General features: G+C 71.6%; 12 protein-coding genes. 4 read left to right on the forward strand and 8 right to left on the reverse strand.

Going from position 1 to position 18653, the window contains the following annotated elements:
• The first annotated feature begins 121 nt into the window (after positions 1-121).
• Complete coding sequence (locus ACLVWQ_RS35890; protein ID WP_414113453.1) at positions 122-928, forward strand: SDR family NAD(P)-dependent oxidoreductase; 807 nt, start codon at positions 122-124, stop codon at positions 926-928.
• Positions 929-964: 36 nt separating this feature from the next.
• Here ACLVWQ_RS35890 and ACLVWQ_RS35895 read toward each other — a convergent pair whose 3' ends face one another.
• The 4 genes from ACLVWQ_RS35895 to ACLVWQ_RS35910 form a co-directional block, all read right to left on the reverse strand.
• Positions 965-1915: a TauD/TfdA dioxygenase family protein gene (locus tag ACLVWQ_RS35895; protein WP_414113454.1), complete on the reverse strand. Its 951-nt coding sequence runs from the start codon at positions 1913-1915 to the stop codon at positions 965-967.
• Positions 1916-2027: 112 nt separating this feature from the next.
• Positions 2028-2501 (reverse strand): carboxymuconolactone decarboxylase family protein, encoded by a 474-nt coding sequence (locus ACLVWQ_RS35900; protein WP_414113455.1) that lies wholly within the window; start codon positions 2499-2501, stop codon positions 2028-2030.
• A 161-nt stretch (positions 2502-2662) separates the two neighbouring features.
• Positions 2663-5467 carry a beta-L-arabinofuranosidase domain-containing protein gene (locus tag ACLVWQ_RS35905; RefSeq protein ID WP_414113456.1) on the reverse strand — a complete coding sequence of 935 codons (2805 nt, stop codon included), beginning with the start codon at positions 5465-5467 and terminating at the stop codon, positions 2663-2665.
• A gap of 174 nt (positions 5468-5641) precedes the next feature.
• On the reverse strand, positions 5642-6058 hold the full coding sequence (locus ACLVWQ_RS35910; RefSeq protein ID WP_414113686.1) for a MarR family winged helix-turn-helix transcriptional regulator: 417 nt from the start codon (positions 6056-6058) through the stop codon (positions 5642-5644).
• Between the two features lie 304 nt (positions 6059-6362).
• Here ACLVWQ_RS35910 and ACLVWQ_RS35915 point away from each other — a divergent pair, with 304 nt between their 5' ends.
• A complete protein-coding gene (locus ACLVWQ_RS35915; RefSeq protein WP_414113457.1) occupies positions 6363-7331 on the forward strand; it encodes an alpha/beta hydrolase in 969 nt (322 codons plus the stop codon).
• Between the two features lie 10 nt (positions 7332-7341).
• Here ACLVWQ_RS35915 and ACLVWQ_RS35920 read toward each other — a convergent pair whose 3' ends face one another.
• The 3 genes from ACLVWQ_RS35920 to ACLVWQ_RS35930 form a co-directional block, all read right to left on the reverse strand.
• On the reverse strand, positions 7342-9720 hold the full coding sequence (locus ACLVWQ_RS35920; protein ID WP_414113687.1) for a SpoIIE family protein phosphatase: 2379 nt from the start codon (positions 9718-9720) through the stop codon (positions 7342-7344).
• A 201-nt stretch (positions 9721-9921) separates the two neighbouring features.
• Positions 9922-14199: a HAMP domain-containing protein gene (locus ACLVWQ_RS35925; RefSeq protein WP_414113458.1), complete on the reverse strand. Its 4278-nt coding sequence runs from the start codon at positions 14197-14199 to the stop codon at positions 9922-9924.
• A 381-nt stretch (positions 14200-14580) separates the two neighbouring features.
• A complete protein-coding gene (locus ACLVWQ_RS35930; RefSeq protein WP_414113459.1) occupies positions 14581-15459 on the reverse strand; it encodes a SigB/SigF/SigG family RNA polymerase sigma factor in 879 nt (292 codons plus the stop codon).
• Between the two features lie 414 nt (positions 15460-15873).
• On the opposite strand from ACLVWQ_RS35930, the gene ACLVWQ_RS35935 reads away from it, so the two are divergent.
• Together ACLVWQ_RS35935 and ACLVWQ_RS35940 are read left to right on the forward strand one after the other, a co-directional pair.
• Positions 15874-16764 (forward strand): SigB/SigF/SigG family RNA polymerase sigma factor, encoded by an 891-nt coding sequence (locus ACLVWQ_RS35935; protein ID WP_414113460.1) that lies wholly within the window; start codon positions 15874-15876, stop codon positions 16762-16764.
• Between the two features lie 200 nt (positions 16765-16964).
• Positions 16965-17909 (forward strand): anti-sigma factor RsbA family regulatory protein, encoded by a 945-nt coding sequence (locus tag ACLVWQ_RS35940; protein WP_414113461.1) that lies wholly within the window; start codon positions 16965-16967, stop codon positions 17907-17909.
• A gap of 70 nt (positions 17910-17979) precedes the next feature.
• Here the strand turns inward: ACLVWQ_RS35940 and ACLVWQ_RS35945 are convergent, their stop codons facing one another.
• Positions 17980-18552: a Dps family protein gene (locus ACLVWQ_RS35945; RefSeq protein WP_414113462.1), complete on the reverse strand. Its 573-nt coding sequence runs from the start codon at positions 18550-18552 to the stop codon at positions 17980-17982.
• Positions 18553-18653: the final 101 nt, after the last annotated feature.

Below are 18653 nucleotides of genomic sequence, written 5' to 3' on the forward strand. Positions count from 1 at the left end.
CGTGTCACTCGATTCCGGTGGCACAGGTGGGACATGTCGCAACCGCGACACGTACCGAAGGGGCCGCGGAGGCTCGTTCGCGCCTTGCTGCGGCCGGTGTCCGGCTGCCTATGCTCGCCCGATGAGCGAAGAAGAGATCACACAGGGGAGCCACCAGGGCCTGCTCGCGGGCCGGGTGGCGATGATCACGGGTGCGTCCAGCGGGATCGGGGAGGCCGCGGCGCGGCTGTTCGCGGCGGAGGGCGCGGCGGTCGTCCTGATGGCACGCCGTGCCGAGCGCCTCGCCTCGCTCGCCGAGGAGATCACCGCGAGCGGCGGCCGGGCGCTCGCGGTCGCGGGCGACGTCGCCGTCACCGCCGACGTCCGCCGCGTGGTCGAGACGGCCGTCGACCACTTCGGCACGCTGGACTGCGCCTTCAACAACGCGGGTCACGGCACGGTCGGCACGCTGCTGCACGAGACCGACGACGAGGTGTACGACCGCACCATGGACGTCAACGTCCGGGGCGTGTGGAACTGCATGAAGCACCAGTTGCCCGTGATGCTCGCCTCGGGCAGGGGTGGCTCCGTCGTCAACACCAGCAGCGTCGCGGGCCGTTACGCGACCGGGGCCTCCGTCGCCTACGTCGCGGCCAAGCACGCCGTCCTGGGGATCACTCGCGCGGCGGCGTCCGAGTACGGTGACCAGGGCATCCGGGTCAACGCCCTGGTGGTCGGCACGACGCGCAGCGAGATGATCGACGAGGCGGTGCGGCAGCTTCCGGACCTGGAGCACGCGTTCGTCGCCCCGCAGATCCAGAAGCGCATGGCGGCGCCCCGGGAGATCGCCGAGGCGGCGGCCTGGCTGTGCAGCGACCGCTCGTCGTTCGTCACCGGGGTGGCGATGCCGGTGGACGGCGGCATCTCGGCCCAGGCCAAGGCCGGCTGAGCCCCGCGGAGCGCCCCGGCCCGGCCACCACCGCCGTCACCAGCGCCCCGGTTCGCTCCCCACGACTGCAACCGACGGCCTGCCGTCGACACCGACCGGGACGTCGCCCGCGAGCATCACCCGGTGCATGATCCGGGGGTGGTCGAGCCCGGCCGTGTCGCCGGGAGCCAGGTGGATGGTGGCCCGGTTGTCCCAGAAGGCGACACTCCCCGGCTCCCAGCGGAACCGCACGGTGTACTCGGGCCGGGTCGCCTGCCCGAGCAGCATGTCGAGCAGCGGCGCGCTCTCCGTGCGGGAGAGCCCCAGGATCTGCTCGACGTAGTAGCCGTTGACGAACAGCACCCGCTCACCCGTCTCGGGGTGCACCCGCACCAGCGGATGCTCGGAGGCGATCTGCCGGTCCAGCAACCGACGGGCGTACGCGTCCTCGCCGGGCCGTGCCTGGTAGCCGACCCCCAGCCGGTGCTCGGCGCGCAGTCCGTCGACGAAGTCCCGCAGGGGCGCCGAGAGCCCCGCGTAGGCGGCCGCCAGGTTCGACCAGGTGGTGTCGCCGCCGTACGGGGGCACGGTCTCGGCGCGCAGGACGGTCGCGGCGGGCGGATCGACGCGGGCGCCGTGGTCGCAGTGCCAGCCGCGCAGCAGCGAGTGGCGGCGCCTGCGCAGCCACTCGTCCTGCTCCATGCCGTACCGCCCGCCGAGCTCCTGGCGGTCGGCCGTCGTCTCGATCTCCGGGACGTCGACGGGGGACACGCTGCCGCGCCCGGCCAGGCGGACCGGCTCGCCGAACCGCCGGGCGAACGCGAGGTGCGCGGCGTGGTCCAGGTGCTGCTCGCGGAAGAACACCACCTTCCAGCGCAGCATCGCCGCACGGATCTCGGCGACCGCCGTGTCGTCCAGATCGCCGGCCAGGTCGACCCCCGTGATCTCGGCGCCGATGTGACCGGCGGCCGGCCTGACCTCGATCCGTGTACCCCTGTCCGTCGTCATGCCTGCTCCGTCGGTCGTGCGCGGCGACTGGTCGGAGCAAGCATGGCCCTTTCGCCCGGAGTGCGACAGGGGGCACCCGGGCGGGCACCGGACCGCCGTCCGGGGTGCCGGACTAGCCGAACTGGCCGACCTGGTAGTCCCCGGCGGGCTGCTGGACGATGACGTTCGCCCGGTTGAAGGCGTTGATCAGGGAGACGAGGAACACCAGCGCGGCCAGCTGCTCCTCGTCGTAGTGCTTGGCGGCGTTCTCCCAGACCTCGTCGCTGACCCCGCCGGCCGCGTCGGCGATACGGGTGCCCTGCTCGGCCAGTTCCAGCGCGGCGCGCTCGGCCTCGGTGAAGACCGTGGCCTCCCGCCAGACCGCCACGAGGCTGAGCCGCTGCTGGGTCTCTCCGGCCGCGGTGGCCTCCTTGGTGTGCATGTCGGTGCAGAATCCGCAGCCGTTGATCTGGCTGGCGCGGATCTTCACCAGCTCCTGCGTCGCGGCCGGCAGCGTCGAGTCCGCGACCACCTTGCCCGCGGAGGTGAGGTGTTTGACGAACCGGGCCGTGAGCGGGCTGCCGAGAAGGTTCAGACGGGCTTCCATGGTGTGCTCCTCTGCCGTTGTAGCGGGTTACACATCCAGGACGGAATCGGGGCCCCGCGGTGTGACATCACCACATGTGACGTACGTCCCCCTCACTCATGAAGTCGGTGGCCGCTGTCCTGGGCCCCGTCGCAGGTATGGTCGCGACCCTCGTACACGCCTCAGGGCACGTACGAGGCGTTCTGTGCCGTGGTCACCACCTTCTGGCCGTCCGCCGGGCTCAGGAGGCCCGCCGAGACCCAGGAGTTCACGGTGCTCCGCACCCGCGTCACCAGCGCGGCCCCGGTGGCGAACGGCGCGCCGGCCCAGATCTCGTCGAGGAGGGTCGTGCCGTCGCTCCTGGCCGGGTTGGCGACGCCGGAGTCGGTGGAGCCGAGGACGACCCTGGGCTCGGAGCGCGTGAAGTAGGCGTGCGTGGGATCCTCGGTGCCCTCGAAGAACGGGGCGAACTCGACGCCGTCCAGCGTGTGGTGGAGCGGTCTACCCGGGACCGGGGTGAGACTCGGCAGCAGGTCGCCGGAGAGGGCGGCGTTGCGGTAGAGCCCGAACCGCAGTCGGCTCGTCGCGCTGTCGCGGGCGACCAGGTTGACCGGGCCGTGGAACAGGGTCTGGAGCCCGGGGTCGTCGGGGGTCTTCTCCACCCGGGTGCGGAAGGGGATCGTGACGCGCACGACGTCACCTGCGTGCCAGGTCCGTGAGACGGCGAAGTAGGTCCCGGCGGCCGGAGTCCCGGTCACGGCGGCGCCGTTGACGGTCACCCGGAAGCCGCTCGTCGCCCAGGACGGCACCCGCAGCCGCAGTTCGAAGGCCGCGCTCCGGCCGCCGACGGTGAGGGTGGAGCCCTGCTCCCTGGGATAGTCCGTGCGCTGGGTGACGGTGACACCCTTCTCGGCCCAGGTCAGGGTGGTCGGGCTGTACAGGTTGACGTACAGCGCGCTCCCGTCGGCCTTCTTGAAGTACACCGAGTCCTGGTACTTGGTGGCGCTCTCCATGCCGGTGCCCTCGCAGCAGGTGGTGCCCTGCTTGGGTGTGTAGTCCCGTACGTGGCCGGGGGTGAGGCCGATGAAGTAGGTGACCAGGGGCTTCTCCGCGTCGGCCCGGTCCTGCTTCGAGCCGAGGACCTGGTTGTAGAGGGCCCGCTCGTAGTAGTCCATGTACGCGGGGTCCTGCTCGTGGAGGAACAGCATCCGGCTGAGCTTGAGCAGGTTGTACGCGCAGCAGGTCTCGGCGGTGGTGTCGGAGAGCGTCCCCGCCACGACCCCGCGGGCCCGCCAGAACTCCCCGGAACTGGTCCCGCCGATGCCGTACATCCGGTGGGGCACGACCATGCTCCAGAAGTTCTTCGCGGCGGTCAGGTACCGCGTCTCGCCCGTCGCGTCGTACAGCCGGACCAGACCGGTGAAGACCGGGATGTGCTGGTTGGCGTGCAGCCCGTCGAGCGTGTCGGTGTTCGCGGCGCAGGCGTCGATGAGCGTGTCGAGGTCGAACAGCCGGGCCAGCGTGAGGTGTTCGGCCTTCCCGGTGAACGCGTACAGGTCCACGACCGCCTCGACGACGCCGCCGAACTCGCCGCTGGAGAAGATGCCCCACATCCGCTGCCGGGTGGCGTCGGGCAGCCGGGACAGCCGGGAGTACATCCAGTCGCACATGCCCGACGCCAGGTCGAGCGCCCGGGAGTCGTCCGTGGCGAGGTAGGCGTCCAGCAGACCTCGCAGGATCTTGTGCGCGGTGTAGTAGGGCGCCCACACCTTGGTGTAGTCGGAGGTGGTCCTCGACTCCAGGTCGATGAACTGCGTCTCCGGGTACGCGGCGAGGAACCCGGGGTGGCTCGGACCGCCCCAGGTCCGGCGCAGCGTGGCGGTCAGACCGCGGCCCGAGGCGTCGGCGAAGGTGCCTCCGGTGGTCTCGTCGAAGGTGTACGAGGCCAGGGTGCCGCGGCCCGCCGAGGAGGCGGCGGCCCGAGTGGTCTGCAGGGACGTGATCTCGGCGCCGGTCAGGGCCCGCGGCCAGACGTTGAACTCGTCGAGGACGCCCGCGAACACCGGGTCGTCGAAGTGCGAGCGGCCGAGCCAGTTGTGCGTCGGGGTGCCCAGGGACGACGGGTCGAGGGTCATCGAGGTGTTCCGGGCGACCGCGGTGCCGTTGACGTAGAGGGTGCCGGTGCCGCCCGAGAGCGTGACCGCCAGATGGGCCCACCGGCCGACGGGGAGCGCCGCGGTGCCGTCGAGGCCCTGCTCGGCCGCGGGCCCGCCGGTCGAGATGGCGAAGCGCGGTACGCCACCGGCGTTGCAGGTGGCGAGGTACATGTACCGGGTGGTGTCGTGGCCGAAGTCGAAGACCCGGGTCCAGGCGGCGTCGTGGGTGGGCCTGACCCAGGCGGACAGGGTGATCGCGGGGGAGCCGTTCAGCACGGCGGCCGGCAGGTCGACGTACTGGTGGGAGCCGCGCACGTGCTCGGCGCCGGTGCCGAACCGCCCCGCGGCGCTCAGGACGGCCGGGGCCTCGCGCAGGGCCGCGCGCACCTCGGTGAGCGCGCCGAGCACGGCCTGGATCCTGTCGGCGTAGGCCTGGTCGCCGGTGCTCGCGTACGCCTGCGACAGCATGGTCAGGAAGTGGCCGGTGTAGTGGCCGCGGAGGTTGCCGTTGGCCTCGCCGTCCAGGCCCTCCCAGCCGCCCGGGGCGACCGCGCCGCCCGTGGAGAGGCCGGCGTTGGCGCGGAAGACCTGGAGCAGCCTGTTCACGTCGTAGCCGCGGCCGTGGTCGAGCATGAACTGCCGCTTCGTGGCGAAGAGTCCCGGATCGAGCCGCACGTCCTTGAGCTCGAACGGCCGGAGCGTCCAGGCCGACGGCGCGGGCAGGGCGGCGGCCGAGGCCGGGCCGCCGGTGGCGGCGTAGGACATCGCGGGTGCGGTGGTCGCGAGCAGGGCGGCCTGGAGGAGGGTGCGTCTGGGGAGGGCGGGTGCCATGCGGTCCTCGTCTCTGCGGGGTCGGCTTCCGCCGGGGAGGGGCCGACCGGGCTCACAGTGTGTTCGAGATGTCGTACGACGTCCGGGAGGTCGACCAGAACATAGGTATGTGAAGCGTGCACGTCAATGCTTGCGACGCACCGACGCCGTCCCGGTCGAGGGGTGGGGTGCCCCCTAGGAGGCGCTGACGTTGGTCGTCAGCAGGCGGAGCAACTGCTTTGCCGTGGCGTCCTGTTCGGGGGTCAGGCCCATCGCGTCGCCCATGGCGGGAGGGATCGACTCCGCCCGGTCCCGGAGTCGTGCTCCGGCGTCGGTGAGCCGGAGGGCGACGGAACGCTCGTCCTCCGTGCGGCGCTCGCGCCGCAGCAGTCCGTTCGCCTCCAGGCGCTTGAGGAGCGGCGACAGGGTGCTGGACTCCAGCTGGAGGGCGGTGCCCAGGTCCCGTACCGAGAGCGAGTCCTGCTCCCACAGGGCGAGCATGACCAGGTACTGCGGATAGGTCAGCCCCAGCTCGTCCAGCAGGGGGCGGTAGCGGGCGGTGACCGCCCGGGAGGCCGCGTAGAGGACGAAGCAGAGCTGGTCCTCCAGCAGGAGCGAGGGCTTCCGCGCCGGCGGGTGCGAGCCCTCCTGTGCGGCCGAGGGGGGATCCCCCTGTGCCGATTCGACTCCGGCAGTGCTCACGGCGTACCTCCTCGTATCCGCCTCCGAGTCCGTACGCCCGTGTCGTCTGCTGCGCGCTCGGTGATCTCCATCCTAACCGTCGGGTCCGGCCGACTATATAGCGCCCTAATGAGTTGCGCACGACTTAATCGCGAGCTACTGTCATGGCCGTGCCGCCGCTCCCGGCGAAGCCCGCGAGGAGCGTGCCCCCGGCACCGGACACGAGGAGATCGCCATGACCGACACGACCGGCAGCCGTCCCGTCCTGGAGCCCGCCGCCGCGGCCTTCGCGGAGGCGACGGCCAACCCGCCCTACCTCTTCGACCTCGGCCCCGTCGAGGGCCGCAAGGCCGTCGACGAGGTGCAGTCCGGCGAGTCGGGCGGGCCGGCCGTCGACGAGGAGTGGATCACCGTCCCCGGCGGCCCCACCGGCGAGGTCCGTGCGCGGATCGTCCGCCCCGCGGCGGCGACCGGCACGCTTCCGGTGATCCTCTACATCCACGGCGCGGGCTGGGTCTTCGGCAACGCCCACACCCACGACCGCCTCGTGCGCGAACTGGCCGTCGGCACGGGCGCCGCGGTCGTCTTCCCCGAGTACGCGCTCTCGCCCGAGGCGCGCTACCCCGTGGCCATCGAGCAGAACTACACCGTCGCCCGGTGGGTCGTCACCGCCGGCGCGGACCACGGCCTCGACGCCGCGCGCATCGCCGTGGCGGGCGACTCCGTCGGCGGCAACATGAGCGCGGCGCTGACCCTCATGGCCAAGGAGCGCGGTGACGTCACGTTCGTCCAGCAGGTTCTCTTCTACCCGGTCACCGACGCCTCCTTCGACACCGGCTCCTACCATCAGTTCGCCGAGGGGTACTTCCTGCGCCGCGACGCCATGCAGTGGTTCTGGGACCAGTACACGACCGACGAGAAGCAACGCGCCGAGATCACCGCGTCCCCGCTGCGTGCCACCACCGAGCAGCTCACCGGTCTGCCGCCGGCCCTGGTCATCACCGGAGAGGCCGACGTCCTGCGGGACGAGGGCGAGGCCTACGCCGACAAGCTGCGCGAGGCAGGCGTCCCGGTCACCGCGGCCCGCTACCAGGGCATCATCCACGACTTCGTGATGCTCAACCCGCTGTCCGGCACGCACGCGGCCCGTGCCGCCATCAGCCAGGCGATCACCGTGCTGAGGAGCGCACTGGCCACCGGCTGACCCGCCGGGACTACGCCACGCGTATCCCCACGATGCAGGTGTCGTCGTCGGTGTCCGACCTGCTGTACGTGAGGAGCCGGTCCAGCAGCTGGTCGAGCGTGGACGGCCCGGTACGGACCGTGGCGAGGAGCTGCGTCATGGACTCCTGCATCGTGCGGTCCCGACGCTCGATCAGCCCGTCGGTGTACATCAACAGGGTGTCGTCGACCGCGAGTCGCACCTCGTCCTCGGTGTACGCCGCCTCCGGCACGGCGCCGAGCAGCAGGCCCTTCAGGAGGGGAAGGGACACCGCCTCCCCGTCCCGCACCAGCACGGGCGGCAGATGACCGGCCCTGGCCCAGCGCAGCGTACGGCCGTCCGGATCGTAGATGCCGCAGACCGCCGTCGCGGTGATGGAACCCGTCAGATGGTGCGCCACGCTGTTGAGCCAGGTCAGCAGCTGCCCGGGGCCCGCGCCCGTCACGGCGAGGCCCCGCAGCGCGTTCCGCAGCACGACCATGCTGGTGGCGGCCTCCATGCCGTGACCGGCCACGTCGCCCACACACAGGAGCACGAGGCCGGACGGCAGGACCACCGCGTCGTACCAGTCGCCGCCCACCAGTTGCTCGGTCTCGGCGGGCCGGTAGCGGACGGCCACGTCCAGCCGGGGAGCCCGCAGGGGCGCCTGGGTCGGCGGCATGATGGCGTGCTGCAACTGAAGGGTCAGGCGGTTGCGTTCGGCCGCCTGCTGCTCGGAGTGCGCGAGCTGGTCCCGCGTGGCGGTCAGCGCGACCTCCGTCCAGTGCTGCGCCGAGATGTCCTGGTAGGCCCCGCGCACGACGAACGGCCGGCCGTCGGCGTCCAGCACCGGCTCCGCCACCACCCGGATGTGGCGGGTCACCTCGTCGGGGCCCTGGAGCCGGAACGCCGCGGCCGCCGGGCGCCGGTGGTGGAGCAGCGTGCGCAGGAACCGGCCGATGGTGACGGCGTCGTCCGGGTGCGCGTGCAGGGCCAGTTCCTCCAGCGGCACCGGATCGCTCGACTCCGCTCTGCCGTACAGGCTGTAGAGCTGCCCGTTCCAGGTGATCTCACCCGTGAGCAGGTTCTCCTCGAAGCCGCCGATCCGGCCCAGCCGTTGGGCGTGCTGGAGCAGGCTCGCGAGCCGTGCCGTCTCGTCCTCGACCCGCCAGATGAGGAGCACGCTGTTGCCGTGCCGGCTGATGCTGATGTCGGCCACGGACGCCAGGGTCACCTGGTCGACAAGCGCCGTGAGGCTCATGCGCTGCCTGCGGAACGGCTCCCCGGTGGCATAGACGCGCTCGATCCGCTGGAAGAGTTCGCTCTCCCCGGCGGCCAACGGGTAGGCCTCCAGGAGCAGGGCGCCGCTGACCAGCCCCCTGGGCCGGCCGGCCGGATCGAGGAAGCGGCTGTTGACGTGGTGGATGTGGAAGTCGACGAGTTGCCCGCCGTCCACGTACGGGACGAGGACCAGCGCGGGATCGTGCAGTCCGTCGGCCAGATCCACCAGTTCCGCGGCGTCCGGGAGGACCCGGGGCTCGCTGACGGTGTCGCCGCCGTGCACGAACGCGTACGTCTCCAGGGTGTGGGCGCACAGTTCCGCCAGCGCCTCGACCTGCCGGATCACCTGGGGCGGCTGCGGTTCCAGGGGAGTGGCCCAGACGACTTCGAGGACTCCGTGGACGCGTCCGCCGGTGCCCGCGGGCAGGGCGGCCCGTCCGCCGTCGGGGTGGTCGTGCTGGCCGATGGAGGGGAGGCCGGTCGTGGAGAGGGAGCCGATCCACTGCCCGGTGCGCTCGGTGAGACTCGTACGGGCCACCGTCACCACGCCCGGGGGCACGTAGTGCCAGCGCCCGGCCTCCGCGGGGGAGAACCCGGCGCTGCCCGACAAGGTGAGCGAACCGTCGGACCGCGCGGTCCAGATGGCCACGGCCACCGCGCCCAGCGGGGTCAGCGCGTGGTGGAACAGTGAGTCGGCGACGGCCTGGGTGTCGGCGGCCGCGAGCGCGCCGCTCTCGGCCTCGCGCAGCCGCACGGCGGCGGAGCGCTCCGTCCCGGGGTGCTCGGCGGGCGTGCCACCGTCGCCGGAGGCGGTGCTCCCGTCGCCCTCGGCGCCGGCCAGGAAGGCGGCGGTCACGTCGGAAAGGCGGTCGCGGGCGGACTGGTTGATGACGTCGACGGCGAGTTCGAGCGGGGTGACCTTGGCCTGTTCGGCCAGCTCGGCGAGTTGGCGGGCGGCCTGGGCCGGTCCGCACCGCAGCCGCTCGACCAGGATGCCCTTGGCGAGTTCGATCAGGGCGCGCCCGTCGGCCTCCGCCTGGGCCGCCCGCACCTCGTGGCGCAGCCGTTCGACCGTGGCGGCCAGCTTGCCGACGGGGTAGTCGGCGGTCAGGGCGGTCGGCCGGTCCGAAGGGGTCTCGGTGCCGTCGTCACCGGAGTTGTCGCACGTACGGGGGCGGTCCGGGCTGTCGGCCGGATCAGGGCGCTGTTCGGGAAGGCTCACGTTGCCATTGCTCCTCGGCGGGGATGCCCATGAGGGCGGGGCGCGGGGACGGCACCCGGCCGGCGGTCACGCACGGCCGGGTGCCCTCGCTCACGCGGGGAGCCAGCGGCGGACGCAGGCGACGAGGTCGTCGGTGTCGACCGGCTTGGTGACGTGGTCGCTCGCCCCGGAGGCGAGGGACTTCTCCCGGTCGCCGGGCATGGCCTTCGCCGTGACGGCGATGATGGGCAACTGCGCGTACTGCGGCATCTTCCGGATCTCGGCCGTGGCGGCGTAGCCGTCCATCTCCGGCATCATCACGTCCATCAGGACGAGTGCGACGTCGGGGTGGCCGACCAGCGTCTCGATGCCCTTGCGGCCGTTGTCCGCGTGCAGCACGTGGAAGCCCTGGAGCTCCAGGATGCCGCTGAGCGCGAAGAGGTTGCGCGCGTCGTCGTCGACCACGAGGACGGTGCGGCCCCGGAAGGCGTCCTCGACGCGCCGGGGCGTGTCGGACCGCGGCTCCTCCGCACGGGCCAGGGACGGCACGTCCCCCAGCTCCTCGGCGGAGAGATGCAGCGCGATGCGCTCCCGCAGTTCGTCCAGACTGGACAGGAACTCCAGGGCCCGCGTGCCGGAGCGCTCCTGGAGCGCCCGCTCCTGCGCCAGGTCCGCGCGGTGGCCGCTGTGCACGAGCACCGGGACGTTCGCGAGAGCGGCGTCGCCCTGCATCGCGTCCAGGAAACGGGGCGCCTCGCCACCGGGCATCCCGAGTTCGAGGACGACGCAGTGGCAGGGGCCCGCGGCCAGCGCGCTCGCCGCCTCGTGCGCCCCGGAAGCGGTGACGACGTCGACCGTGCCCCGCGGGTCACCGGCGTCCTGGCCCCGGGTGATGTCCGAGACCGCGCTCTCCGCGACGAGGGTCAGCAGTCCGTGCTGCCGCTCCTCGACGACCAGCAGACGGCGCCTGCCGCGCTTGGCCGTTGCGGCCGGGCCCGGGACCGGTGCGTTCGCCGCCGACTGCGCGGCGGGGGTCACCCCCGCAGCCTGCTCCAGGGCACGGTCGCCGATCACCAGGTTCGAGTAGTCGGGGCGCGCCACCGGCAGGAACAGCGTGAACGTACTGCCCTGTCCCGGTGTGCTGTCCACGGTGACGGCACCGCCGAGCAGATGCGCGATCTCCCGCGTGATGGACAGCCCCAGACCGGTGCCGCCGTACTTGCGGCTCGTGGTCCCGTCCGCCTGCTGGAACGCCCCGAAGACCGTCTCCAGGTGCTGTTCCGGGATCCCGATCCCGGTGTCCTGTACCCGGAAGGCCACGATGGTGCCGCCGCGGAACACACCGGCCGGCACCTCGTGGTCGGATGCCGGTTCGATCCGCAGCTCGACGCCGCCGTGCTCGGTGAACTTCACCGCGTTCGACAGCAGGTTGCGCAGGACCTGACGCAGCCGGGAGTCGTCGGTGAGCAGGTCGGCGGGTGCGCCGGGGGCCGTCCGCACGACGAAGTCCAGGCTCTTCTGCGTCGTCATCGGCCGGAAGGTGGCCTCGACGTACTCCAGGAGCTGCCGCAGCGGGACGACCTCGGGGCTGACGTCCATCTTCCCGGCCTCGACCTTCGACAGGTCGAGGATGTCATTGATCAGCTGGAGCAGGTCGGAGCCGGCCGAGTGGATGATGCCCGCGTACTCGACCTGCTTCGGGGTGAGGTTGCGCGACGGGTTCTGTGCCAGCAGCTGGGCGAGGATCAGCAGGCTGTTGAGGGGGGTGCGCAGCTCGTGGCTCATGTTCGCCAGGAACTCCGACTTGTACTTGGAGGCCAGCGACAACTGCTGGGCCCGGGTCTCCAGTTCCTGCCTCGCCTGCTCGATCTGCAGGTTCTTCGCCTCGATGTCGCTGTTCTGCGCGGCCAGCAGGGAGGCCTTGTCCTCCAGCTCGTCGTTGGAACGCTGCAGTTCGTCCTGCTGGACCTGCAACTCCTCGGAGCGCGCCTGCAGTTCGGCGGTCAGCCGCTGGGACTCGTCGAGCAGTTCGTCGGTCCTGGCGTTGGCCACGATGGTGTTGACGTTGACGCCGATGGTCTCCATCAGCTGGCCCAGGAAGTCCAGATGGATCTGTGTGAAGCGGGTGACCGAGGCCAGCTCGATGACTCCGAGCACCTGCTCCTCCACCACGATGGGCAGCACCACGAGCGCGGTCGGCACCGTCCGGCCGAGCCCCGAGGAGATGGCCACGTACCCCGGCGGCAGCTCGTCGACGGTGATGGCGCGCCGGCTGCGCGCGGCCTGGCCGACCAGCGTGCGGCCGAAGGGGATGCGCTCGGGCCGGTCGGCCTCGTCGGGATATCCGTACGAGCCGACGAGCCGCAGTTCGCTGCCGCCGCCGGTCTCCTCCGCGAGGTAGAACGCCCCGTACTGGGCGGAGGCGAGGGGCGCGAGCTCGTCCATGATGAGCTCGGCCACCACCGACAGGTCCCGGTGGCCCTGCATCAGACCCGAGGCCCGCGCGAGGTTCGTCTTGAGCCAGTCCTGCTCCTGGTTGGCCCGCGTCGTCTCGCGCAGGGACTCCACCATGGAGTTGATGTTGTCCTTGAGCTCGGCGACCTCGCCGGAGGCCTCCACGGTGATCGAGCGGGTCAGGTCGCCCTCGGCGACGGCGCTGGCCACCTCGGCGATCGCGCGCACCTGCCGGGTGAGGTTGCCCGCCAGCTCGTTGACGTTCTCCGTCAGACGCTTCCAGGTGCCGGACACACCCTCCACCTCGGCCTGCCCGCCGAGCCGCCCCTCGCTGCCGACCTCCCGCGCGACCCGGGTGACCTCGGCCGCGAAGGCGGAGAGCTGGTCGACCATCGTGTTGATGGTCGTCTTGAGTTCGAGGATCTCGCCCCGGGCGTCGACGTCGATCTTCTTGGACAGGTCGCCCCGGGCCACGGCCGTCGTCACCAGGGCGATGTTGCGGACCTGACCGGTGAGGTTGTTGGCCATCGAGTTGACGTTGTCGGTGAGGTCCTTCCAGGTGCCCGCCACATTCGGCACCTGGGCCTGGCCGCCGAGCCGGCCCTCGGTGCCGACCTCGCGGGCGACGCGCGTGACCTCGTCGGCGAACGCGGACAGCGTGTCGACCATGGTGTTGATGACGTCCGCCAGCGCGGCGACCTCGCCCTTGGCCTCCACGGTGATCTTCTGGGAGAGGTCGCCGCGGGCGACGGCCGTCGCGACCTGCGCGATGGAGCGGACCTGGCCCGTCAGGTTCGACGCCATCACGTTGACGTTGTCCGTGAGGTCCTTCCAGGTGCCCGAGACCCCGCGGACGGTGGCCTGCCCGCCCAGGTTGCCCGCGGTGCCGACCTCGCGCGCCACCCGGGTCACCTCGTCGGCGAAGGCGGACAGCTGGTCCACCATCGTGTTGAGGGTCTCCTTCAGGGCGAGGATCTCGCCGCGGGCGTCCACGGTGATCTTCTGGGAGAGGTCGCCCCTGGCGACCGCGGTCGCCACCTGGGCGACGTTGCGGACCTGCGCGGTGAGGTTGCCCGCCATGAAGTTCACGGAGTCGGTCAGGTCCCGCCAGGTGCCCTTGACCCCCTTGACGTCCGCCTGGCCGCCGAGCCGGCCCTCGGTACCGACCTCGCGGGCGACCCGGGTGACCTCGTCGGCGAAGGCGGAGAGCTGGTCGACCATGGTGTTGATGGTGTTCTTGAGTTCGAGGATCTCGCCGCGGGCGTCCACGGTGATCTTCTGGGAGAGGTCGCCCTCGGCCACCGCGGTCGTCACCTGGGCGACGTTGCGGACCTGTGCGGTGAGATTGCCCGCCATCAGGTTCACGGAGTCGGTGAGATCGCGCCAGACACCGCCGACGCCGGGCACCTGGGCCTGGCCGCCGAGGCGCCCCTCGCTGCCGACCTCGCGGGCGACCCGGGTGACCTCGTCGGCGAAGGCGGAGAGCTGGTCGACCATCGTGTTGACGGTCTTCTTCAGCTGCAGGATCTCGCCCCGCGCCGGTACGTCGATCTTCTGGGAGAGGTCGCCCTTGGCCACCGCGGTCGCCACCTGAGCGATGTCGCGGACCTGGGTCGTCAGGTTGCCCGACATGGCGTTGACGGAGTCGGTGAGATCGGCCCAGGTCCCGGAGACCCCCGGTACCTCGGCCTGCCCGCCGAGGGTGCCCTCGGTGCCCACCTCGCGGGCGACCCGGGTCACTTCGGAGGTGAACACGGACAACTGGTCGACCATGCCGTTGAAGACGGTGGCGATGTCGCCCAGGAGCCCGTCCCCGTCGTCCGGCAGACGGGTGCCGAAATCGCCGTCCCGTACCGCGGTCAGGCCGGCCAGCAGCTGCCGCAGCTCCTGGTCGCCCGGCGTACGGTCGACGGTATCGGTCGTCTGGCTGGTCATGCGCACCCTCGTTCCATGCCTCATGAGCCCCTCGGTAGGGAGGGGCTCGGAACTCCAGGCCCACTGCCGGACCGAACCCTCGGCGACGTCCCGCTGCACGGGCCGCCGACGAGGAAAATACGCCGCAGGCTAACCCGTAAGTGAGTTGTGAACAAAGTGTGGTGCCGAAATCGTCCAGCCGGGGCCGCAAGGAGACCGGAACGAGCGTGTGCGGAGGGTGGACCGAGGACAGAGGGGGTGCCTGGGGCACGACTGAGCCCGCCGTCGCGGTCCGGCGAGCGGGGGGATGCTCGTGGGGACCGCGACGGCGGGCTCAGTCACCGGCGTAGGGGGGCGCCGGTCAGGTGTGGCTCGGGGTTGTCGGGTGTGCCGCCGCGGGGGTCAGGCCACCGAAGGGTCGAGGAGGCCTGCCCGCAGCCGCTTGATGATGCGGCTGATCAGACGCGAGACATGCATCTGCGAGACACCCAGGGCCTCGCCGATCTCCGCCTGGGTGCGCTCCTCGACGAACCGCAGGTGGATGATGCGGCGCTCGCGCTCGTCGAGCTCGGCGACGAGGGGCGCCAGCGAGTGGAGATCCTCCACGAGCTCCAGCGACCGGTCGTTCTCGCCGATGAAGTCGGCCAGCACGGACTCGCCGTGCGAGCCGTCGTCGGGAGCCATGGCCGCGTCGAGCGACGAGGAGTTGTAGCAGTTCGCCGCCTTGCGGGCCTCGATGACCTCCGCCTCGGGCAGCGACATCAGCTGCGACAGCTCGGCGGTCGTGGGCGTGCGCCCCAGCCGGGTCCGCAGCTCCTCGGTGGCCTTCGCCAGCTCGACCCGGGCCTCCTGCAGCCGGCGCGGCACGTGCACGGCCCAGCTCGTGTCACGGAAGAACCGCTTGATCTCGCCGACGATGTACGGCACGGCGAAGGAGGTGAACTCCACCTCGCGCGACAGCTCGAACCGGTCGATGGCCTTGATCAGCCCGATGGTGCCGACCTGGACGATGTCCTCCATCGAGTCGTCCCGGCCGCGGAACCTGGAGGCCGCGTACCGGACGAGGGACACGTTCATCTCGATCAGCGTGTTGCGCGCGTACTGGTATTCGTGCGTGCCCTCTTCCAGCACGGCCAGGCGGTCGAAGAACTGCCGGGACAGATCCCGGGCGTCCTTCGGCTTGACGCGCGACGGGTCCTCGATGAGAGGGAGTTCCGTCTCGACCGTCGTACGGGTCGCCTGCGCCGTGGCCGTTGCTCCGACTGCCGTCACGGCTGCCATGCCGTCCACCCCATTCGTCGTCGCTGTTGATGACACGGGGCGTGTTCCCGGCTTCAGGCGGCTCATGCCACCCAATTTCTGAAAGAGAGCTACGCCACAGCCCGTCCGGCCGGAAACCGGCGCCCGGCTCCCCTCGGCGAACGGGCGTCGACGCGGACGACACGGTGGGCGCAAGTGCGGTGCGCCCCCGTTCCGGTGAAGGGCCGTCAGCGCGCCGTGCCATCGATTTCGAGACGGGGTGTTTCTCCGGGAGAAGCCGGGGCACGTGGAATCTCGTGCTTCGGACCGGAGGCACGCCCGCAGGGCCGGCTCGGCCGACCGCGGTGGCCCTCCGGCGTCCTGGAGGCCATCGTCTCCGGAAGCCGTCGCCCTGCGGCATCCCCTCGCAAGCCACTTGTTCAGGAGCGAATCCGCATGCCTATCGACTTGTCGACAAGCCGCCTCGAGGATCCCGTACCCGCGGACACCGCGGCCCCGTCCGCCCGGTCCGCCGTACCGAGGCACCCGCACGACGACGCACCCGATTCGGCGAGCGACTTCGCCCGCCTGGCGGTCCTGGAGGACGGCCCCGAGCGGGAGGCCGTCCGCGACGAGTTGGCGGCGGCGTGGCTGCCCATGGCCCACCGCATCGCCGGCCGGTTCCGCGACCGGGGCGAGAACATCGAGGACCTGCGCCAGGTCGCGGCAGTCGGCCTGGTGAAGGCGATCGACCGGTTCGACCCCTCCCGGGGGGCATTCGAGAGTTACGCGGTGCCCACCATCACCGGTGAGGTGAAGCGGCACTTCCGTGACCGCATGTGGGCGCTGCGCGTGCCCCGCAGGGTCCAGGAACTGCGCAACAAGGTACGGGTCGCCCGTCGCGAGCTCACGCTGAACCCCGGGGCGCCCGAGCCGACGAAGGCCGCCGTCGCGGCGCAGGCCGGGCTGACGGAGGACGAGGTCGACGCGGGGATGGAGGCGATGGAGAGCTTCAGCACGCTGTCCCTGGACGCGGAACTGTCGTCCACGGACGACAACTACAGCCTCGCGGACACGCTGGGCGGCCCCGACTCCGCCTACGACGTGGTGGTGGACCGCGAGGCGGCGAAGGAAGGACTCCGCCGGCTGCCGGAGCGCGAGCGGAACATCCTGTACATGCGGTTCTTCGAGGACATGACGCAGAACCGCATAGCGGACCAGCTCGGCATCTCCCAGATGCACGTGTCGCGCCTCATCACCCGCAGTTGCGCGCGCGTGCGGGACGAGGCGCTGGGTGAAAGGTCCCGCACCGGCCGCGGCGACACCGGCGAGTCCGTCACGCGGTGAGCCGTCCGGGCCGGCCGCACCCGTGTACGGCCGGCCCCGCAGGGGTTGTGCGCACGCCCGGCACCCAGTGCGCCGCGCCCGGCCGGAGCGACGAGGGAACGCCAGTGCGACGGCGTATCGTGGATCGCGGATCAGGGGGATCCTGACGGACAGTACCGACGGTGCGTCGGGGAGGCCGCTGTCAGGACGGGAGGGCCGACATGACGACGACGGCCGCCGAGCCAGGAACCGGCGACCCTTTCGTGCACCCCGCGCTCTTCTACCGTGACGACCAGGAGTACCTGGCGGGCACGGTCCCGTTCCTGCTGGAGGGGCTGGCCGCGGCGGAGCCCGTCGCGGTGGCCGCGCCCGCCGCGCGGCTCGCGCTGATCACCTCGGAACTGGGACGGGCGGCACGAGCCGTGCACCTCGTCGACATGGCCGTGGCCGGCCGGAACCCGGGCCGCATCATCCCGTCCGTCCTGCGGGCCTTCGCCGACCCCCGCACGGATGTCCGCGTCCGGATCGTCGGGGAACCGGTCTGGGCCGGTCGCAGCGCCGCCGAGTATCCCGCCTGCGTCCAGCACGAGGCCCTGATCAACGAGGCGTTCCGCGGGCGGGACGCGATCATCCTGTGTCCGTACGACGCCCGGTCGCTGCCCGCGGACGTACTCGCCGACGCGCACGCCACCCACCCGGTCCTCATCGCCCAGGGGCACCGACGCCCCAGCGACGCGTACGACCCCGGCGAGGTGCTCGCGCGCTACAACGAACCCCTGCGTCATCCGCCCGGCGCGGCCGTGTTCCCCTTCGACGCCGGAACGCTCCCGGGCGTCAGGGACTTCGCACTCGCCCAGGCGCGGGAACGGGGGATGAGGGGGGCCCGGCTGCAGGATCTGGCCCTCGTCGTCGCCGAGCTGACCACGAACAGCGTGGTGCACGCGGGCGGCGGCGGAACACTGCTCCTGTGGGCGGAGAACGACCAGATCGTCTGCCAGGTCCAGGACGTCGGCCGGCTCTCGGACCCGCTCGCGGGCCGCCGCCCGGCGCGCTCCGACCAGATCGGCGGTCGTGGCCTGCTGCTGGTCCACCACCTCTCGGACCTGGTGCGCCTGCACACCGGTGACGACGGCACGACGACCCGCAGCTACCTCTCACGCGCCTGACGCGCCCGACGCGTGCGCGGGGCCCGGATCCAGGACGAAACGGATCCGGGCCCCGCGCGGTCGGCCGCCGTTACCGCGCACCGTCCTGCTCGGCCGCGTGCGCCGCCTGGTTCTCGGTCCGGGCACCTGCCGTGGCCAGGGCGCCGCCGGAGCTTTCGAGGTGCGCCCGCACGAACCACTGGAACTGTTCGAGGGAGCGCAACTGCTCGATGAGCAGGTCTTCCGTCACCGGGTCGAACTTGCCGACCTCGGCGAGCACCGCACGGTGACTCTCGATGATGCCCGTGTAGACCAGGTCGAGGGCGCCGAGATGCGCGATCGCGTCGGCCCGCCCGACGTCGTAGTCGTCCCAGGTCCGCTCGGCGACGAGGGCGCCGGGCGTGCCCGCGGGCACCCCGCCCAGCGCGGAGACGCGTTCGGCGGTGTCGTCCGCCATGGCCCGGACCCGGTCGACCTGCGGGTCGAGCATTTCGTGAATGGCGATGAAGTGCGGGCCGACCACATTCCAGTGGATGTGCTTGAGCGTGAGCGAAAGGTCATTGAGCGCGTGCAGCCGGAGCCGCAGCAGTTCGATCACCTTCCCGCCGTCCTGGGTACTGAGCCCGGGAACGGTGTACTGGGGACCGGTGTGCGACGACGTCATTCCTCATCCCTCCCTGGGAGTTGTCCAGTCCTCCTGGTTCCCTGCCTCGCGAGGGGCACGCCTCGTACTTTCTCGACCTGCGCGGAAACCGCGGTGAATGC

It is taken from the genome of Streptomyces sp. CWNU-52B (genome assembly GCF_047444975.1).
Taxonomy (GTDB): Bacteria; Actinomycetota; Actinomycetes; order Streptomycetales; family Streptomycetaceae; genus Streptomyces.

What these genes read in the sequence shown, in the direction of transcription:
- ACLVWQ_RS35915 (WP_414113457.1), top strand. Translation starts at nt 6,363, where the DNA reads ATGACCGACACGACCGGCAGCCGTCCCGTCCTGGAGCCCGCCGCCGCG.
- ACLVWQ_RS35945 (WP_414113462.1), bottom strand. Translation starts at nt 18,552, where the DNA reads ATGACGTCGTCGCACACCGGTCCCCAGTACACCGTTCCCGGGCTCAGT.
- ACLVWQ_RS35925 (WP_414113458.1), bottom strand. Translation starts at nt 14,199, where the DNA reads ATGACCAGCCAGACGACCGATACCGTCGACCGTACGCCGGGCGACCAG.
- ACLVWQ_RS35890 (WP_414113453.1), top strand. Translation starts at nt 122, where the DNA reads ATGAGCGAAGAAGAGATCACACAGGGGAGCCACCAGGGCCTGCTCGCG.
- ACLVWQ_RS35935 (WP_414113460.1), top strand. Translation starts at nt 15,874, where the DNA reads ATGCCTATCGACTTGTCGACAAGCCGCCTCGAGGATCCCGTACCCGCG.
- ACLVWQ_RS35900 (WP_414113455.1), bottom strand. Translation starts at nt 2,501, where the DNA reads ATGGAAGCCCGTCTGAACCTTCTCGGCAGCCCGCTCACGGCCCGGTTC.
- ACLVWQ_RS35940 (WP_414113461.1), top strand. Translation starts at nt 16,965, where the DNA reads ATGACGACGACGGCCGCCGAGCCAGGAACCGGCGACCCTTTCGTGCAC.
- ACLVWQ_RS35905 (WP_414113456.1), bottom strand. Translation starts at nt 5,467, where the DNA reads ATGGCACCCGCCCTCCCCAGACGCACCCTCCTCCAGGCCGCCCTGCTC.
- ACLVWQ_RS35930 (WP_414113459.1), bottom strand. Translation starts at nt 15,459, where the DNA reads ATGGCAGCCGTGACGGCAGTCGGAGCAACGGCCACGGCGCAGGCGACC.
- ACLVWQ_RS35895 (WP_414113454.1), bottom strand. Translation starts at nt 1,915, where the DNA reads ATGACGACGGACAGGGGTACACGGATCGAGGTCAGGCCGGCCGCCGGT.